The sequence below is a fragment of the Ectothiorhodospira magna genome (assembly GCF_900110965.1).
Taxonomy (GTDB): Bacteria; Pseudomonadota; Gammaproteobacteria; order Ectothiorhodospirales; family Ectothiorhodospiraceae; genus Ectothiorhodospira; species Ectothiorhodospira magna.
In genome coordinates, this window is record NZ_FOFO01000012.1 from 51,013 (window position 1) to 67,115 (window position 16,103).

Annotated in this window: 17 protein-coding genes; all 17 read right to left on the minus strand. The window is 61.8% G+C overall.

The annotated features are described in order from the left end of the window. Positions 1–108 precede the first annotated feature (108 nt). The 17 genes from glmU to BMX62_RS06380 all read right to left on the minus strand — a co-directional run bounded on the left by glmU (position 109) and on the right by BMX62_RS06380 (position 15,935). Positions 109–1,473: a bifunctional UDP-N-acetylglucosamine diphosphorylase/glucosamine-1-phosphate N-acetyltransferase GlmU gene (glmU, locus tag BMX62_RS06300; protein WP_202906218.1), complete on the minus strand. Its 1,365-nt coding sequence runs from the start codon at positions 1,471–1,473 to the stop codon at positions 109–111. A gap of 88 nt (positions 1,474–1,561) precedes the next feature. Then, positions 1,562–1,990: a F0F1 ATP synthase subunit epsilon gene (locus tag BMX62_RS06305; RefSeq protein ID WP_090206084.1), complete on the minus strand. Its 429-nt coding sequence runs from the start codon at positions 1,988–1,990 to the stop codon at positions 1,562–1,564. A gap of 15 nt (positions 1,991–2,005) precedes the next feature. After that, the gene (gene atpD / locus BMX62_RS06310) at positions 2,006–3,388 is read right to left on the minus strand and encodes a F0F1 ATP synthase subunit beta (RefSeq protein WP_090206088.1); all 1,383 of its coding nucleotides are present in this window, start codon (positions 3,386–3,388) and stop codon (positions 2,006–2,008) included. A gap of 44 nt (positions 3,389–3,432) precedes the next feature. Further along, positions 3,433–4,293 carry a F0F1 ATP synthase subunit gamma gene (gene atpG, locus BMX62_RS06315; RefSeq protein ID WP_090206091.1) on the minus strand — a complete coding sequence of 287 codons (861 nt, stop codon included), beginning with the start codon at positions 4,291–4,293 and terminating at the stop codon, positions 3,433–3,435. 14 nt (positions 4,294–4,307) lie between these two features. Continuing rightward, positions 4,308–5,849 carry a F0F1 ATP synthase subunit alpha gene (gene atpA, locus BMX62_RS06320; RefSeq protein WP_090206094.1) on the minus strand — a complete coding sequence of 514 codons (1,542 nt, stop codon included), beginning with the start codon at positions 5,847–5,849 and terminating at the stop codon, positions 4,308–4,310. Positions 5,850–5,862: 13 nt separating this feature from the next. Next, the gene (locus BMX62_RS06325; RefSeq protein ID WP_090206099.1) at positions 5,863–6,399 is read right to left on the minus strand and encodes a F0F1 ATP synthase subunit delta; all 537 of its coding nucleotides are present in this window, start codon (positions 6,397–6,399) and stop codon (positions 5,863–5,865) included. A gap of 10 nt (positions 6,400–6,409) precedes the next feature. Then, complete coding sequence (locus BMX62_RS06330; protein WP_090206102.1) at positions 6,410–6,880, minus strand: F0F1 ATP synthase subunit B; 471 nt, start codon at positions 6,878–6,880, stop codon at positions 6,410–6,412. Positions 6,881–6,938: 58 nt separating this feature from the next. Continuing rightward, positions 6,939–7,214 (minus strand): F0F1 ATP synthase subunit C, encoded by a 276-nt coding sequence (atpE, locus tag BMX62_RS06335; RefSeq protein WP_008932344.1) that lies wholly within the window; start codon positions 7,212–7,214, stop codon positions 6,939–6,941. A gap of 96 nt (positions 7,215–7,310) precedes the next feature. Next, positions 7,311–8,084: a F0F1 ATP synthase subunit A gene (atpB, locus tag BMX62_RS06340; RefSeq protein WP_090206105.1), complete on the minus strand. Its 774-nt coding sequence runs from the start codon at positions 8,082–8,084 to the stop codon at positions 7,311–7,313. A 15-nt stretch (positions 8,085–8,099) separates the two neighbouring features. Then, the gene (locus tag BMX62_RS06345; protein WP_238375883.1) at positions 8,100–8,471 is read right to left on the minus strand and encodes an ATP synthase subunit I; all 372 of its coding nucleotides are present in this window, start codon (positions 8,469–8,471) and stop codon (positions 8,100–8,102) included. A 172-nt stretch (positions 8,472–8,643) separates the two neighbouring features. Further along, complete coding sequence (locus BMX62_RS06350; protein ID WP_090206108.1) at positions 8,644–9,510, minus strand: ParB/RepB/Spo0J family partition protein; 867 nt, start codon at positions 9,508–9,510, stop codon at positions 8,644–8,646. Positions 9,511–9,513: 3 nt separating this feature from the next. Beyond that, a complete protein-coding gene (locus tag BMX62_RS06355) occupies positions 9,514–10,332 on the minus strand; it encodes a ParA family protein (RefSeq protein ID WP_090206111.1) in 819 nt (272 codons plus the stop codon). Between the two features lie 5 nt (positions 10,333–10,337). Next, positions 10,338–10,973, minus strand: coding sequence for a 16S rRNA (guanine(527)-N(7))-methyltransferase RsmG (gene rsmG / locus BMX62_RS06360; RefSeq protein WP_090206114.1), 636 nt, complete (start codon positions 10,971–10,973; stop codon positions 10,338–10,340). Positions 10,974–10,992: 19 nt separating this feature from the next. Further along, entirely contained in the window at positions 10,993–12,885 is a 1,893-nt protein-coding gene (gene mnmG / locus BMX62_RS06365) for a tRNA uridine-5-carboxymethylaminomethyl(34) synthesis enzyme MnmG (RefSeq protein ID WP_090206117.1), read from the minus strand. Between the two features lie 55 nt (positions 12,886–12,940). Then, the gene (locus BMX62_RS06370; RefSeq protein WP_090206119.1) at positions 12,941–13,837 is read right to left on the minus strand and encodes a PfkB family carbohydrate kinase; all 897 of its coding nucleotides are present in this window, start codon (positions 13,835–13,837) and stop codon (positions 12,941–12,943) included. A 150-nt stretch (positions 13,838–13,987) separates the two neighbouring features. Continuing rightward, complete coding sequence (locus tag BMX62_RS06375; protein WP_090206174.1) at positions 13,988–14,986, minus strand: porin; 999 nt, start codon at positions 14,984–14,986, stop codon at positions 13,988–13,990. A gap of 94 nt (positions 14,987–15,080) precedes the next feature. Next, positions 15,081–15,935, minus strand: coding sequence for a glycine betaine ABC transporter substrate-binding protein (locus tag BMX62_RS06380; protein WP_420795810.1), 855 nt, complete (start codon positions 15,933–15,935; stop codon positions 15,081–15,083). Positions 15,936–16,103 lie beyond the last annotated feature (168 nt).

The following is a 16,103-nucleotide window of genomic DNA, read 5'->3' on the forward strand; positions in this document are numbered from 1 at the left end:
TCGGGTCCCTCTCCGAGCCGGTGGGGTCGGAGCGAGGGGTGGTTTGACGGGGTGGCCGAATTTTTGTGTACGGCTACCGTCCACTCGGGGAAGAAGGGCGTTTTCTACTCAGCGCTTCTTCACCGGCCGCTGCCAATCCGGGCGGGTTTCCTGGGGGGCGCGGGTCAGGGTGAGCTGGCCCGGCGGGGCCGGCTGGTTGATGGTGGAACCGGCGCCGATGGTGGCACCCTCACCGATGGTGACCGGGGCCACCAGGGCGGTGTTGGAGCCGATGAAGGCGTGGTCGCCGATCACCGTCTGGTGCTTGTTCACCCCGTCGTAGTTGCAGGTGATGGTGCCGGCACCGATGTTGACCTGGCGGCCCACCCGGGTATCGCCCACGTAGCTCAGGTGGTTGATCTTGCTGCCCTGCCCCACCCGGCTCTTCTTGATCTCGACAAAATTGCCCACATGCACCCCGTCGTCCAGTTCGGTGCCGGGCCGCAGACGGGCGAAGGGACCGATGGTGCAACCGGGGCCGATGCGGGCATCCTCGATCACGCTGTGGGCGCGGATCACCGCACCAGGACCCACATGGGCATGGGTCAACACGCAGTGAGGGCCGATATGCGCCCCCTCCCCCAGCACCACATGACCTTCCAGGATCACGTTGACGTCCAGGGTGACATCCCGGGCGGCGGTGACGGTGCCGCGGATGTCCAGCCGGGCGGGGTCCATGACGGTGACGCCGGCGCGCATCAGGGCCTCGGCCTGACGCCGCTGATACAGGCGTTCCATGGCCGCCAGTTGCACCCGGTCGTTGATGCCCATGAACCCATCGGCATCCGTGGCCGGGATCACGGTCACCGGGGCGCCTTCGGCCACCGCCAGACCGATGCAGTCGGTGAGATACAGCTCACCCTGGGCGTTGTCCGGCGAGAGCTGGTCCAGCCAGCCCGTCAGGGCGGCGCGACGGGCCGCCATGAAACCGGTGTTGACCTCGTTCACGGCCTGCTCGCTGGCGTCGGCATCCTTCTGCTCGACGATGCGCAAGGGCCTGCCCTGGTCATCGCGGATGATGCGACCATAGCCGGTGGGGTCCGGCAGGATCATGGACTGCACCGCCAGGGCGTGGTGGTCCAGGCCGTCCAGCAGGGCCTGTAGATTGGCGGCACCCACCAGGGGGACATCGCCGTAGAGGATCAGCACCCGGTCATCGGGACCGGCCACCGGCAGGGCCTGGGCCACGGCGTGGCCGGTACCCCGCTGCTCCCGCTGTTCCACCCAGGTGACGGGGGCGTCGGCCAGTCGCTCACGGACCTGATCGCCGCCATGGCCATGGACCACCGCAAGCCGGTCGGGCCTGAGTGAGCGCGCGGTATCGATCACGTGGGAAAGGAGTGGGCGTCCGCCCAGGGGATGCAGCACCTTGGGCAGTGCTGATCGCATGCGTGTGCCTTGCCCGGCGGCAAGGATGATGATGGTGGTTGCCATGGTCACCCGCAGGTCCTGCCTTGGGTTATGCGCGCAAACGAAAACACGGCCATGCCGATGGCATGGCCGTGGGTTTCCTGGATAGTGCTTACTGGTTGGTGTTCTTGCGCAACTTCTGGATCATGCGCAGGCGCGCCGCGGCCTCGATCAACTCCGACTGTGCCTTGGCATAGTCGAAATCGGCCCTGCGGTTGGCCAGGGCATCTTCCGCCCGCTGCTTGGCTTCCAGGGCCTCGGCCTCGTCCAGATCCTTGGCACGAACCGCCGTGTCCGCCAGTACAGTCACCACATGGGGCTGCACTTCCAGCAGACCACCGGAGATGAAGATGTGATGCTCTTCTCCGGAATCGGACACCCTGACCCGGATTTCACCGGGCTTGAGCAATGCCACGAACTGGGAGTGACGAGGCAAAATACCCACCTCGCCCTGTTCTGCCGGCGCCACCAGCATGTGAGCCGTACCGGAGTAGATGGACTCCTCCGCGCTCACAATATCGACGTGAAACGTCATAGCCATGGGGTGCCCCCGATTTTACTTGTTGAGCTTCTCCGCCTTCTCGACGGCCTCTTCGATGCTGCCCACCATGTAGAAGGCCTGCTCGGGGAGATGATCGTACTCGCCGTTGACGATGGCCTGGAAGCCGTGAATGGTGTCCTTGAGGGACACGTATTTGCCCGGTGCGCCGGTGAACACTTCAGCCACGAAGAAGGGCTGGGACAGGAAGCGCTGAATCTTACGTGCGCGAGCCACCACCAGCTTGTCTTCTTCGGACAGTTCGTCCATACCCAGGATGGCGATGATGTCCTTGAGTTCCTTATAGCGCTGCAGGGTGTTCTGCACGGCACGGGCGGTGTCGTAGTGCTCCTGACCGATGACCAGCGGGTCCAGCTGACGGCTGGTGGAGTCCAGCGGGTCCACGGCCGGGTAGATGCCCAGCTCGGCGATCTGACGGGACAACACCACGGTGGCGTCCAAGTGAGCAAAGGTGGTGGCCGGAGAGGGGTCGGTCAAGTCGTCCGCGGGCACGTACACGGCCTGGATGGAGGTGATGGAACCCTTCTTGGTGGAGGTGATGCGCTCCTGCAGCACACCCATTTCCTCGGCCAGGGTCGGCTGGTAACCCACGGCGGAAGGCATACGGCCCAGCAGTGCGGATACCTCGGTACCGGCCAGGGTGTAACGGTAGATGTTGTCGATGAACATCAGCACGTCACGGCCTTCGTCACGGAAGTATTCGGCCATGGTCAGACCGGTCAGGGCCACGCGCAGACGGTTGCCCGGCGGCTCGTTCATCTGGCCATACACCAGGGCCACCTTGTCGAGCACGTTGGAGTCTTTCATTTCGTGGTAGAAGTCGTTCCCTTCACGGGTACGCTCACCCACACCGGCGAACACGGAGTAGCCGGAGTGCTCGATGGCGATGTTGCGGATCAGCTCCATCATGTTCACGGTCTTGCCCACGCCGGCGCCGCCGAACAGGCCCACCTTGCCGCCCTTGGCGAAGGGGCACAGCAGGTCGATCACCTTGATGCCGGTTTCCAGCAGTTCGGTGGAGCCTGCCTGCTCTTCGTAGCTGGGGGCTGCCCGGTGGATGGACCAGTGCTCATCGGCCTTGACGTCACCGGCGTTGTCCACCGGCTGGCCCAGCACGTCCATGATACGGCCCAGGGTGGCCTTGCCCACGGGTACGGAGATGGGCTTGCCGCTGTTGGTCACCTTGATGCCGCGGCGCAGGCCGTCGGAAGAACCCATGGCGATGGTACGCACGATACCGTCACCCAGCTGCTGCTGCACTTCCAGGGTCAGGCCGACCTCCTCCACCATGAGGGCATCGTAGACCTTGGGCACGGCGTCACGGGGGAACTCGACGTCCACCACCGCGCCGATAATTTCAACGATGTTTCCAGCACTCATGTTGATAATCCTCTAGTCTCTCAAATCTTGAACCGGGGTCGGCCTCAGACCGCTGCGGCGCCGCCGACGATCTCGGAGATCTCTTGGGTAATGGCTGCCTGGCGGGCCTTGTTGTAGACCAGCTGCAGCTCATGGATGAGATCCCCGGCGTTGTCGGTGGCGGACTTCATGGCCACCATGCGGGCAGCCATTTCACAGGCAACGTTCTCGACCACCGCCTGATAGATCACCGACTCGATGTACCGGGTCAGCAGCGTATCCAGTACCGGCACGGTGTCCGGTTCGTAGATGTAATCCCAGTGATGCTTGAGCGCCTGCTCGCCGGTCGGCACGATGGGCAGCAGGGTGGTGACCTTGGGCTGTTGGCTCATGGTGTTGACGAACTCGTTTTCCATCAGGATCAGCCGATCGATACGACCTTCGTCGTAGTGATTCAGCATGACCTTGACGGTGCCGATGAGGTCATTCAACCGGGGCCGGTCGCCCAGGTTGCCCACATTGGCCACGACTTCGCCACCAAGGCGCCGGAAGAATCCGAGCGCCTTGTTGCCGATCAGGCACAACTCGATCTCCGCGCCCTGATTGCGCCATTCGGTCATGGTCTGCACGGTCTTCTTGAACAGGTTGATGTTCAAGCCGCCGCACAGGCCGCGATCGGTGGAGACGACGATGATACCCACCCGCTTGACCTCGCGTTCCTCCAGGTAGGGGTGCCGGTATTCGGCATGGGCCATCGCCACGTGCCCCATTACCTGACGGATCTTGTCGGCATAGGGGCGGGTCGCCAGCATGCGGTCCTGCGCCTTGCGCATCTTGCTGGCGGCCACCATCTCCATGGCCTTGGTGATCTTCTGAGTATTCTTGATACTCTTGATCTGGCCGCGGATCTCTTTTGCGCCTGCCATAAGTCAGCTCCCGGTTACCAGCTGTGGTTTGCCTTGAAGTCTTCCAGGGCAGCCTTCATGCCGGCCTGGATCTCATCGCTGTAGTCGCCCTTCTCATTGATCTTGGCGAGCAGTTCCGCCTGGCTGGAGCGCAGGTAGTCGTGCAGGGCGTGTTCAAAGTCCACCACCTTCTTCACGTCCACGTCGTCCAGGTAGCCTTGTTCGGCGGCATACAGGGAGAAGCCCATCTCGGCAATGGAGAGCGGGGCATACTGCTTCTGCTTCATGAGTTCCATGACCCGCTGGCCACGCTCCAGCTGTCTGCGGGTGGCCTCGTCCAGGTCGGAGGCAAACTGCGAGAACGCAGCCAGCTCGCGATACTGGGCCAGGGCCAGACGCACACCACCACCCAGCTTCTTGATGATCTTGGTCTGGGCTGCACCACCCACACGGGACACGGACAGACCGGCGTTGATGGCCGGACGGATACCCGAGTTGAACAGGTCGGTTTCCAGGAAGATCTGACCGTCGGTGATGGAGATCACGTTGGTGGGCACGAAGGCCGACACGTCACCCGCCTGGGTTTCGATGATGGGCAGGGCGGTCAGGGAGCCGGTCTTGCCCTTCACTTCGCCATTGGTGAAGGCTTCCACGTACTCGGCGTTGACGCGGGAGGCACGCTCCAGCAGACGGGAGTGCAGGTAGAAGACGTCACCCGGATAGGCTTCACGGCCCGGCGGACGGCGCAGCAGCAGGGAGACCTGACGGTAGGCCCAGGCCTGCTTGGTGAGGTCGTCGTAAATGATCAGGGCGTCTTCACCGCGGTCACGGAAGTACTCGCCCATGGCGCAACCGGCGTAGGGGGCGATGTACTGCATGGCGGCGGAGTCGGAGGCGGTGGCGGCGACGATGATGGTGTGATCCATCGCGCCATGCTCTTCCAGCTTGCGCACCACGTTGGCAATGGAGGAGGCCTTCTGGCCCACTGCCACGTAGATACACTTGATGCCGGTACCCTTCTGGTTGATGATCGCGTCGACGGCCACGGCGGTCTTGCCAGTCTGGCGGTCGCCGATGATCAGCTCACGCTGACCCCGACCAATGGGCACCATGGCGTCGATGGCCTTCAGACCGGTCTGCACCGGCTGGTCCACGGATTTACGGTCGATCACGCCAGGGGCAATCTTTTCAATGGGAGAGCTGTGAGGGGTCTCGATGGCGCCCTTGCCGTCGATGGCCAGGCCCAGGGAGTTCACCACGCGACCCAGCAGGGCCTCGCCCACCGGGACTTCCAGAATACGGCCAGTACAACGGGCGGTGTCACCTTCCTTGATGTGCTTGTAGTCACCCAGCACCACGGCGCCCACGGAGTCCCGCTCCAGGTTCAGGGCCATGCCGAAGGTGTTGCCGGGGAACTCGATCATTTCACCCTGCATGACATCGGCCAGACCGTGCAGGCGGACGATACCATCGGACAGGCTGACCACGGTGCCCTCGGTGCGTGCTTCCGCCGCGGACTCGTAGCTCTTGATGCGCTGGCTGATCAGTTCACTGATTTCAGACGGGTTGAGTTGCATATTTCGAATCCTCTTAGCGGCTCAGATTGGAGGCCAGGCGCGTCAAGCGCCCACGGACTGAGCCATCGATGACCAGATCTCCCGCGCGGATGATGGCGCCGCCGATGAGGCTGTCGTCCACTTCGCAGACCAGCTCCACTTCCTTGCCGAGCCGCTTTTTCAGGGCAGCGGCGATGGACTTTTGCTGTTCTGCGTCCACCGCCTGGGCGGAAATTACGGTGGCTTCCACCTTGTTTTCGGCGGCGGCACGCATCACCTCAAACAGGGCGGTAATCTCCGGCAGCAGCGCCAGCCGGCCATTTTCCGCCAGCAGGCGGATAAAGTTCTGGCCGCTGTCATCCACCTTGCCCTTGCACACATCAAGAAAGGCCTTGGCGATCGTCTCGCGGGTGAGTTTGGGGCTGTCGAGTAAGGCGCGCATGTTCGGGTCGTGGGCGACCGCCGACATGAAGGCCAGCTGGTCGGACCAGCCGGCCAGCTTGCCGGCATCCCGCGCAACCTCGAACACCGCCTTGGCATAGGGCCTTGCGGCCGTCGTGTTTTCAGACATGGCGGCTCACCTAGATCTGGCTCACCAGGTCTTTGATCACCTGATTGTGGGCCTTGGCGTCGATTTCCTTCTTCAGGATGCGTTCAGCGCCGGAGATGGCCAGGGTACCCACCTGCTTGCGCAGTTCTTCACGGGCACGAATGACCTCCTGGTCGATCTCGGACTGGGCCGCCACCTTGATGCGATCGCCTTCCTGGCGGGCGGTGTCCTTGGCGGACTCCACGATCTCGTTGGCCCGCTTCTGGGCCATGGCGACGATGTCTGCGGCCTGCTGCTTGGCCTCCTGAAGAACCTTCTTGGCTCTTTCCTCGGCAAGCTGCTGCTCATGCTTGCCACGCTCGGCAGCGGCGAGGCCATCGGCAATCTGCTTCTGACGCTCCTGCATCGCCTTGATGATGGGGGGCCACACATACTTCATTGTGACCCACACCAACATGGCGAAGGTGATCATCTGGCCGAGCAGCGTGAGATTGATATTCACGTTGCTACCTCCCCTTGAGACGGTTTAACGGATGGCATGCGCGGAAAAAATCCGTGCCTTAACCGGTCACCGCACCCAGGAAGGGATTCGCAAAGGTGAAGAACAGGGCCAGACCCACACCGATCATGGTCACGGCGTCGAGCAGACCGGCCACGATGAACATCTTGACCTGCAGCATCGGCACCATTTCCGGCTGACGGGCTGCGCCTTCCAGGAAACGACCACCCAGCAGACCGAAGCCGATGGCGGTACCCAGAGCACCCATACCCAGGATCAGGCCAACAGCGATGGCGGTCATACCCTGAACGTTAGCGACAGCAAGTGCGAGTTCCATAACTTCCTCCAAATGTGAAAGGTCAAAACAATGCAAGAACAACTTGGTTTGAATGAACCCCGGCCGGTGATGCACCGGCCGGGAAGACGTCATTCATCAGTGGTCTTCGTGGGCCATGCTCAGATAGACGATGGTCAGCACCATGAAGATGAAGGCCTGCAGGGTGATGATCAGCAGTTTGAACAGGGACCAAGACAGCCCCAGGGTCCACTGGATGTACCAGGGCAACAGGGCGATCAGGCTGAAGATCAGGCCGCCGGCGTACATGTTCCCGAACAGTCGCAGGGACAGGGAGACGGGCTTGGCAACCTCTTCGACCACCTTGAGGACCAGGTTGAAGGGCAGCAGCCACTTGCCGAAGGGATGGAACATCATCTCCTTGGCGAAACCGGCACCACCCTTGATCTTGATGCTGTAGAAAATGATCAGGAAGAACACCGCGATGGACATGCCGAAGGTGGCGTTGATGTCCGACGTGGGGTTGATGCGCATGTAGTCGAGACCGATCAGGTGCGCAATGTAGGGGAACAGATCGTAGGGCAGCAGCTTGACGATGCTCATGAGGAATATCCACACGAACAGGGTCAGCGCCAGCGGGGCGATCAGATCGGAACGGCCGTGGAAGGTATCCTTCACCTGCTGGTCCACGAAGCCGACGATGATCTCGACAAAGTTCTGCAGACCGCCGGGGACGCCGGTGGTGACGCTCTTGGCCACCTGCATGAACAGAAACAGGAACACCCCGCCCGCGAGCAGGGAGAAGAACATGGTATCCACGTGGATCGCCCAGAACGTGTCGGGATTACCCAACGTCAGGTGACCCAGATGGTGCTTGATGTAATCCCCAGCAGACTCGTATTCCAATGACATGGTGTTCGCTCGCTTTTACTCGTTTGCACCGGACAGCATCGGCAGCAGCGCCAGCCAGAAAGCCATGAAACCGGCCATGTAAGTCAGGAACATGGGCAGGAAATCCACTTTCAGCCACACGATTGCAACCACAAACAGGATGACGGTCAGGAGGATTTTTTGTGCCTCGCCGACATAAAAACTTTTCACGATGACCTTCGCCGGTTTTCCCCTTCGGCCGGAAAAGACACGCAGGGCAAAATAAGCTGTGGACAGCACACTGATCATGCCCCCCGTCAACGCGGACCAAGCGGCCTGTGGTCCGGCCAGCCCGAAGGCAATCAGCCATCCAGCCACCGCCACCGCCAATTGCAGACCAAGGACCAGTCCTGCGGTCCGGTTAATCATGGTCGCTCCGGGCAAACAGATTGTCTGACGTGTTGCTGATAATGAAGTTCACCCGTGGTTTCCGGCGCCGGCCCGTCATCCAAGGTCGACGGCAGCGGCGGATTATAAAAGGCCATGACCGAGGGGTCAACGCATCATTGACCATTGATGGCCAATTAAAGTGACCGTCTCTTCAGCGAATATGCCCAAGAATGCCGTCCAGTTCGTCCAGGCTATTGTACTGAATCACCAGCCGCCCCTTGCCTTTGGTGTTGTAATGGATGTTCACCCGCGCCCCCAATCGATCGGACAATTCCGTTTCCAAACGGGCCACATCCGGATTGCGGGGCGGCGGCGCCTCCCGGCGGGGAGTCTGCTGTACCGACTGCACCAGCCGTTCGGTGGCCCGTACTGACAGATCCTGGTCCACCACCTGACGCGCTGCCGTCACCTGTTGGTCCTCCACCAGGGTCAGCAGCGCCCGGGCATGGCCCATGTTGAGGCGCCCTTCATCCACCAATGCCTTGACCGGCGCTTCCAGTTCCAGCAGGCGCAGCAGGTTGGTGACACTGGTACGGGAACGCCCCACGGCTTCAGCCGCCTGCTGATGGGTCATGCCAAATTCATGAATCAACCGTTGCAGGGCATTGGCTTCCTCCAGGGGGTTGAGATCCTCCCGCTGGATATTTTCAATCAAGGCCATGGCTGCCGCCGACGGGTCCGGCACCTCTCGCACCAGAGCCGGGATCACCTGCAGACCGGCTATCTGTGCCGCCCGCCAGCGGCGTTCACCGGCCACCAACTCGTAACCGCCCGCCACTGGCCGCACCAGCACCGGCTGCATCACACCCTGGGCACGAATGGAATCTGCCAGGGCCGCCAGGGCGTCGGGGTCCATGTTCACCCGCGGCTGATAGCGACCCCGTTCGATCTGGTCCACTGGAATGTGATACAGCCCATCATCGGCAGCAAGGGCTTGCGGGTCTTCCCGGTCGTCCCTGGCGCCGGCGCTGAGCAGGACATCCAGCCCTCGACCCAGCCCTGTCTTTCGTTTTGCCATGAATCACTGCTCTCCAGATACGGATACTGTTCCACCCGCCTGATCCGACGCCCCCCGGCGCCCTTCACGGCGGAGCATTTCCTCCGCCAGGGCCAGATAAGCCTGGGCGCCACGGGAGGATCTGTCATAGTCCATCACCGGCAGGCCGTGACTGGGGGCCTCGGCCAGACGGATATTGCGGGGAATGACGGTGTGATAGACCTTGTCGCCAAAGTGATGGATCAGTTGGGCGGACACATCGTTGGTCAAATTATTGCGTGGATCGAACATGGTACGCAGCACGCCATGAATATGCAGGTCACGATTGACCGACTCGCGGATACTCTCGATGGTCTGCACCAGCGCCGATAGCCCCTCCAGGGCATAATATTCACACTGCATGGGGATGATCACCCCCTGGGCGGCCACCAGGGCATTGACTGTCAGCATGTTCAGGGCAGGAGGACAGTCAATGAGAATAAAGTCATACTGATCATGAATGGGGGCCAGTGCCTCCTGCAACCGATACTCCCGGCGCAGGGCGGTCATCAGACTGACCTCCGCCACCGTCAGGTCGCCATTGGCGGGCATCAGGTCATATCCCACCGGCGTCAGCCCCATGATGGCCTGTCCGGCATCAACCCGCTTCATCAGCACCTCACAGGCGCCCTGAACCAGGGCATGTTTATCAGCACCGCTGCCCGTGGTGGCATTGCCCTGGGGATCCAGGTCAATCAGCAGCACCCGGTAGCGGGCAGCGGCCAGACAGGCGGACAGATTGATACTGGTGGTGGTTTTGCCCACCCCACCCTTCTGATTGGCCACAGCGATGATTCTGACCATAGGTGCTAATCCTTGTTAATCTCGACAAGGTGCCGCGCAGCGGCAAGGCCCGGTACCTGAAGCGAATGAGTGGCCACCACCCGCCAGCCTGTGGGCAGAGCCTGAGGATCGTCATCCGTATCCCGGCCCTTCATGGCCAGCAATTGGCCTTCGGGGGCGCATAAATGTCCGGCCAGACGGGTAAAGGCCGCTGTAGCAGCAAAAGCACGGCTGATGACTGTATCAAAGCCCTCGTCGGGGTGATAGTTTTCCACCCGATCCTGCACCACGACCACATTGTCCATCTCCAGGGCCATGACCGCCTGACGCAGAAACCGGGTTTTCTTGCCGCCGGAGTCCAGCAATACCAGTTGCCAATCCGGTCGGGCCAGGGCCAGAGGAATCCCCGGCAGACCAGGACCGGTGCCGATATCCGCGATGCGCGGCCCCCGCACCCAGGGCAGGACCGCCAGACTGTCCAGCAGATGCCGCTGGACCATGGCCTCAAAATCCCTGACTGCAGTGAGGTTATAGGCCCGATTCCAGCGCTCCATCAGGCACAGGTACCGGGCCAGGGGGGGCGCCAGACCTGGGGGCAGAGACAAGGCAGTCAGGCCATCGCGCAGCAATTCATTGGCAGCAGGGGGCAGGGCATGGGACATGGTGTGGATAATCCGCGAATCAGGCACTGCGTTTCAGGCTCCGGGCCTGCTTTTTCAGGTGCACCAGCAACAGGGAAACAGCAGCGGGGGTCACGCCGGGAATGCGGGAAGCCTGACCGACGGTATGGGGGCGGTGATCGGCCAGTTTCTGGCGCACCTCGTGGGACAAGCCGCTGACGGCGCCGTAGTCCAGATCATCGGGCAATGCCGTATCTTCCAGGCGTCGGGTCCGGTCCACCTCGTCCTTCTGGCGCTGGATATAGCCGGCGTACTTGGCCTGAATTTCTACCTGTTCCGCCACCTGATCATCGGTGATGGCCGGCCCGGCACCGGGCAGGGACATCAGGTGGGCATAGGTCACTCCGGGCCGACGCAACAGGTCCATCAGGGGATATTCCCGGCTCAGGGGATTGCCAAACAGGCGCTGGCTATCCTCTGGCAGCAGATCCCCAGGATGCAGTACCGTGGTTTCCAGCCGTCGGGATTCCCGGGCGATGGCCTCCCGCTTACGCTCAAAAGCGGCCCAGCGCATATCATCCACCACCCCCAGATCGCGGCCCACGGGGGTGAGACGCAGATCGGCATTGTCTTCCCGCAGGGTGAGCCGATACTCGGCTCGACTGGTGAACATACGGTAAGGCTCCTGGGTGCCCTGGGTGATGAGATCATCAATCATCACCCCCATGTAGGCGGTTTCCCGGCGGGGATACCAGGGGGCCTTCTCCTGAACCCGCAGGGCGGCATTGATCCCTGCCACCAGCCCCTGGGCCGCGGCTTCCTCATAGCCGGTGGTACCGTTGATCTGACCGGCGAAGAACAGGCCCTGCAATGGGCGGGTTTCCAGACTGGGGCGCAGGTCCCGGGGGTCGAAGAAGTCGTATTCGATGGCGTAACCAGGACGGGTGATATGGGCCTGCTGGAACCCTTCGATGGAACGCACCAGCGCCACCTGTACGTCAAAGGGCAAACTGGTGGAGATGCCGTTGGGGTACACCTCATGGGTGTCGAGTCCTTCCGGCTCGATGAAAATCTGATGGCGTTCCTTGTCGGCAAAGCGCACCACCTTGTCCTCGATGGAGGGGCAGTAGCGCGGCCCCACCCCTTCGATCACGCCGCTGTACATGGGAGATCGGTGCAGGTTGGCGCGGATCACCTCCAGAGTGCGGGGGGTGGTCCAGGTGATGTGACAGCTCACCTGGGGCGGATGGTCGGAAGGCTGCCCCAGGAAGGAGAACACCGGCACCGGGGTATCCCCAGGCTGCTCGGTCAGATGGGAATAATCAATGCTGCGGGCATCGATACGGGGCGGTGTACCGGTCTTCAGACGCCCAACCCGCAAGGGCAGCTCCCGCAACCGCTGGGCCAGACGGATGGCCGGCGGATCACCGGCCCGGCCACCGGCGTAGTTGGCCTCGCCCACATGGATAAGGCCGCCGAGAAAGGTGCCTACGGTCAACACCACGCAGGGCGCATCAAAGCGCAGACCGGCCTGGGTGACGACCCCGGTGACCCGATCCCCCGCCACGATCAGATCATCCACCGCCTGCTGGAACAGGGACAGGCCCGGCTGATTTTCCACTGCCCGGCGCACGGCAGCCTTATAGCGGGCACGGTCCGCCTGGGCGCGGGTGGCGCGCACCGCAGGCCCCTTGCGGCTGTTGAGGGTGCGAAACTGAATGCCCCCCAGATCGGCGGCCTGGGCCATGAGGCCGCCCAGGGCGTCGATCTCCTTGACCAGATGGCCCTTGCCGATGCCGCCGATGGCGGGATTGCAGCTCATCTGGCCGATGGTGTCGATGTTATGGGTCAACAGCAGGGTTTTGCAGCCCATGCGGGCCGCCGCCAGGGCGGCCTCGGTGCCGGCGTGGCCGCCACCCACGACGATAACGTCATAGTTTGCCTGATATTGCATGATCGGGAGCCGGGACGGATGGGGGAAGGCTGGCCAGTATAGCGCGGGGCGAGGCTCAATCCGCCTCGTCAGGCACTTCCAGGGCCGTATCCAGTCCATCCAGCCCCTGCCGTCCTACCTTGTAACCGGCCAGCTGGGTGGCCATGGACAAGGCTTCGGGGACTGTGCTGCCCATGGCCAGGGCATGGATCAGGCCGGCGTTGTACACATCTCCAGCCCCCAGGGTATCCACCACTCTGGGAGGATGCCAGGCGGGGGCATGAAACAGCCCTTCCCGGCTGGCCCAGGCCCAGGACCCTTCCTCGCCCCAGGTGCAAACCAGAATGGCACCGGGCACCCGTTTGTGTATACCGCGCAGGAAGGGTTCCGGGTCGTCAAATCCCCGCCCCTGAACAAAGGGTCGGGAGAAAATGATCACATCCGGTTGTCCAAACAGCAGATCCACCCCATCCCGATCCTTTTCCACTTCCAGGGAAATGGGCTGATGGGATTTTTGCTGGCTGCGCAGGGCCTGGAGCATGCGACTGGTGGTATGGGTATCCCGGGCCTGCACGTGCACCCACTGGTATTTTTCCAGATTGAGGGTAGCCACATGGGGGGCATCCAGTTCCGGCAGATTGCGGTAATGGATGATGGTGCGGGAACCGGTGGCCCCGTTGAGGGTGATGTAGGAACAAGGGGTACGCCCGCTACGACGGCGACAGGTGTCCACATGGATGCCCCGTTTGGCCAGCAGGGTCATGAGCTGCTCTCCATCGGAATCATCGGCAATGACCGTGGCCAGATCGCACTGGTGACCGAGTTGTTTCAGGACGTACAAGCTGTTGGCAGTATTCCCACCGGGACAGACCCACTGCTCACGGGCACGAATTTCCTCGTCCTCTGCCGGGTAGTGGTCAACAATATTGATGATGTCCAGGGTGGCGACGCCGATACCGAGAATGTGGGCCATGTTGGATGCTTGCCCCGAGGGCTTGTGGTGGTGTTGCGCACAGGATAGTGAAAGGGAGGCAGCGGGGTAAAGGTATTGCGGCGCAAAAGCACGGCCAGACAGTGGCGGGCCGCTCCCCCTGGGGCGCCGGCCCGCCGACGATAGGGTCAATCAGAAGTCGAAACGCATGCCAACGGCAAACACCTCGCCGCCGCTTGCCGCCCAGGCAGTCTCGTTCATGCCGCCCCGTTTCTGCGTGATCGCTGCTGTTTCCTGCTCGTAGTAATACTCGGCAAAGAGCTTCAGGGCAGGATTGAACTGATGATCCATGCCCACATGAACAATGGTCTCGCCGTAGTTGTCCACCTCGGCCACCATCAGCTTGAAGGTGTTCTTGCCCAGGGTATAGCCGGCATAGACATTCATGGCCATGTCGCCATCGTTGCCATAGGCCGCATCATCATCGATGTCGCTGTAGAATCGCTCCACCTTGGCGCCCAGGTAGAGGTTGCCCATGGTGTGGGCAGCGGAAACCCCCACGATACGCATGTTATCGTCGCCATTGAGATCATCCATGCCGATGGACAAGGTGGTATCGCCAAAGGCATAGCTGCCGGTGAGCTGAACCCGATTATCCCCGTCGGCACCGTGATCCTCGCTCCAGGCAAAAGCAAAGGACAGGCCGTGCATGTCCGGGCTGTAATAGCCGATGGTGTCACCCCGGCGGAAGGCGGTGTAGGTGGCAAAACCGCTGTAGTAGGTGCTGAACATATCCACCGGATAGGCGATGGCATTGTAGTAGGGCAACCACATCTGCCCGTACACCAGGGTGCCCATATCCCCCTGGATGCCGATCTGGGCCACACGGATGTCCTGATCCTGATCCCAGGGGTCTTGCACCGCCTTGTTGGCAATATCCAGGGGCAGTTCCAGCTGACCGATCAGGTTCAATCCCTGCAGCAGGGGGTAGCTGGCGGTGAAACCGATGCGGGAATAGGCATCCCGCACTCCGGTATAGGTATCCAACTGATCCCGGTTGTCGGGACGCACGGATTCCACCTGAACCCGGGCAGAACCATAAAAGTCGATGTTGAGTACATCGGCCTGTACCGCAGCAGGCACAGCCAGGGCCGCGGCAACGGATGAGGCCATCAGGGTCTTTCTGTTCATCATTCAGTTTCCCAATCAGATACATCGGTAAGATTGCTTGATGAGCCGGGGGCTGGGCGCCGGAAATACTCCGGCAACCCGCCACCCGAAACACTCAGGGCAACCAGGTGTCCACCAGATCCCGGTTCTGTTCCACCCAGCGCTTGGCGTTCTCGTAGGGATCGCCCCCCTCCTCGTTCATCATCATCAACTCGGCCATGTGGGCGGGGGTCCAGTTGAAGTTATTGAGGATGGCGTAGGCCTCGGGCATGTCATCCTTCAGACCGGCACGGACGATGGTGTGAATGTATTCCTCGCCGCCGTAGATCCCCTTGGGATCTTCCAGATACTTCAGCTCCCAGCGGCTTTCCTTCCAATGGGGCGTCCAGCCGGTGACCACCACCCAGTCATTGTTGCGGATGGCGCTGGCCAGCACACCGGTCATGGTGGCGTCGGAACCTTCGATCAGGCGCAGTCTCAGGCCGTATTCGTCGATCACCCGCTCGGTGAGGCTCATCAGGCCGGCACCGGGCTCGATGCCAACGATGCGACGGTCAAAGCGGCGGGCGTTGGCATTCAAGTCTTCAATGGAGTCGATCTCCACATAGGTCGGAACCATCAGACCGATGCGGGTACCCACCAGATTGGGTCCCAGGTCTTCCACCCGGTCCCTGACCCGGTCCAGATAATGCTCATGGGTGGTGGGCAGCCAGGCGGCCACGAAGGCATCCTGGTCGCCGGTGCCAACGGACTGCCACATGGCTGCGGCACTGACGGATGTCAGCCGCACGTTGTAGCCGGCCTCTTCCAGTACCACCCGGATCACGTTGGTACTGGCCACTTCACTGGCCCATTCCACATAGGGGATATTGATTCGTCCCTTATCGCCAGCCAGGGCCGACAGAGGGGCAAATACCAGGGTTGCCGCCAGGATCAGACTGGCGATCACCGGGATTCCCGGTCTTGTCATTGAAGTCATCAATTGTCCTCCGAAGAGTTGCATGGATATTCAGAAAGTTCTCAAAAAGCCTCCTGCCGTCACTTCCAACCACTCCCAATCGTCACTCCCGATACCCTCAGTCGTCACTCCCGCGAAAGCGGGAGCCCAGGTGCCAACCCCCAGCAGATTCCCGCTTCC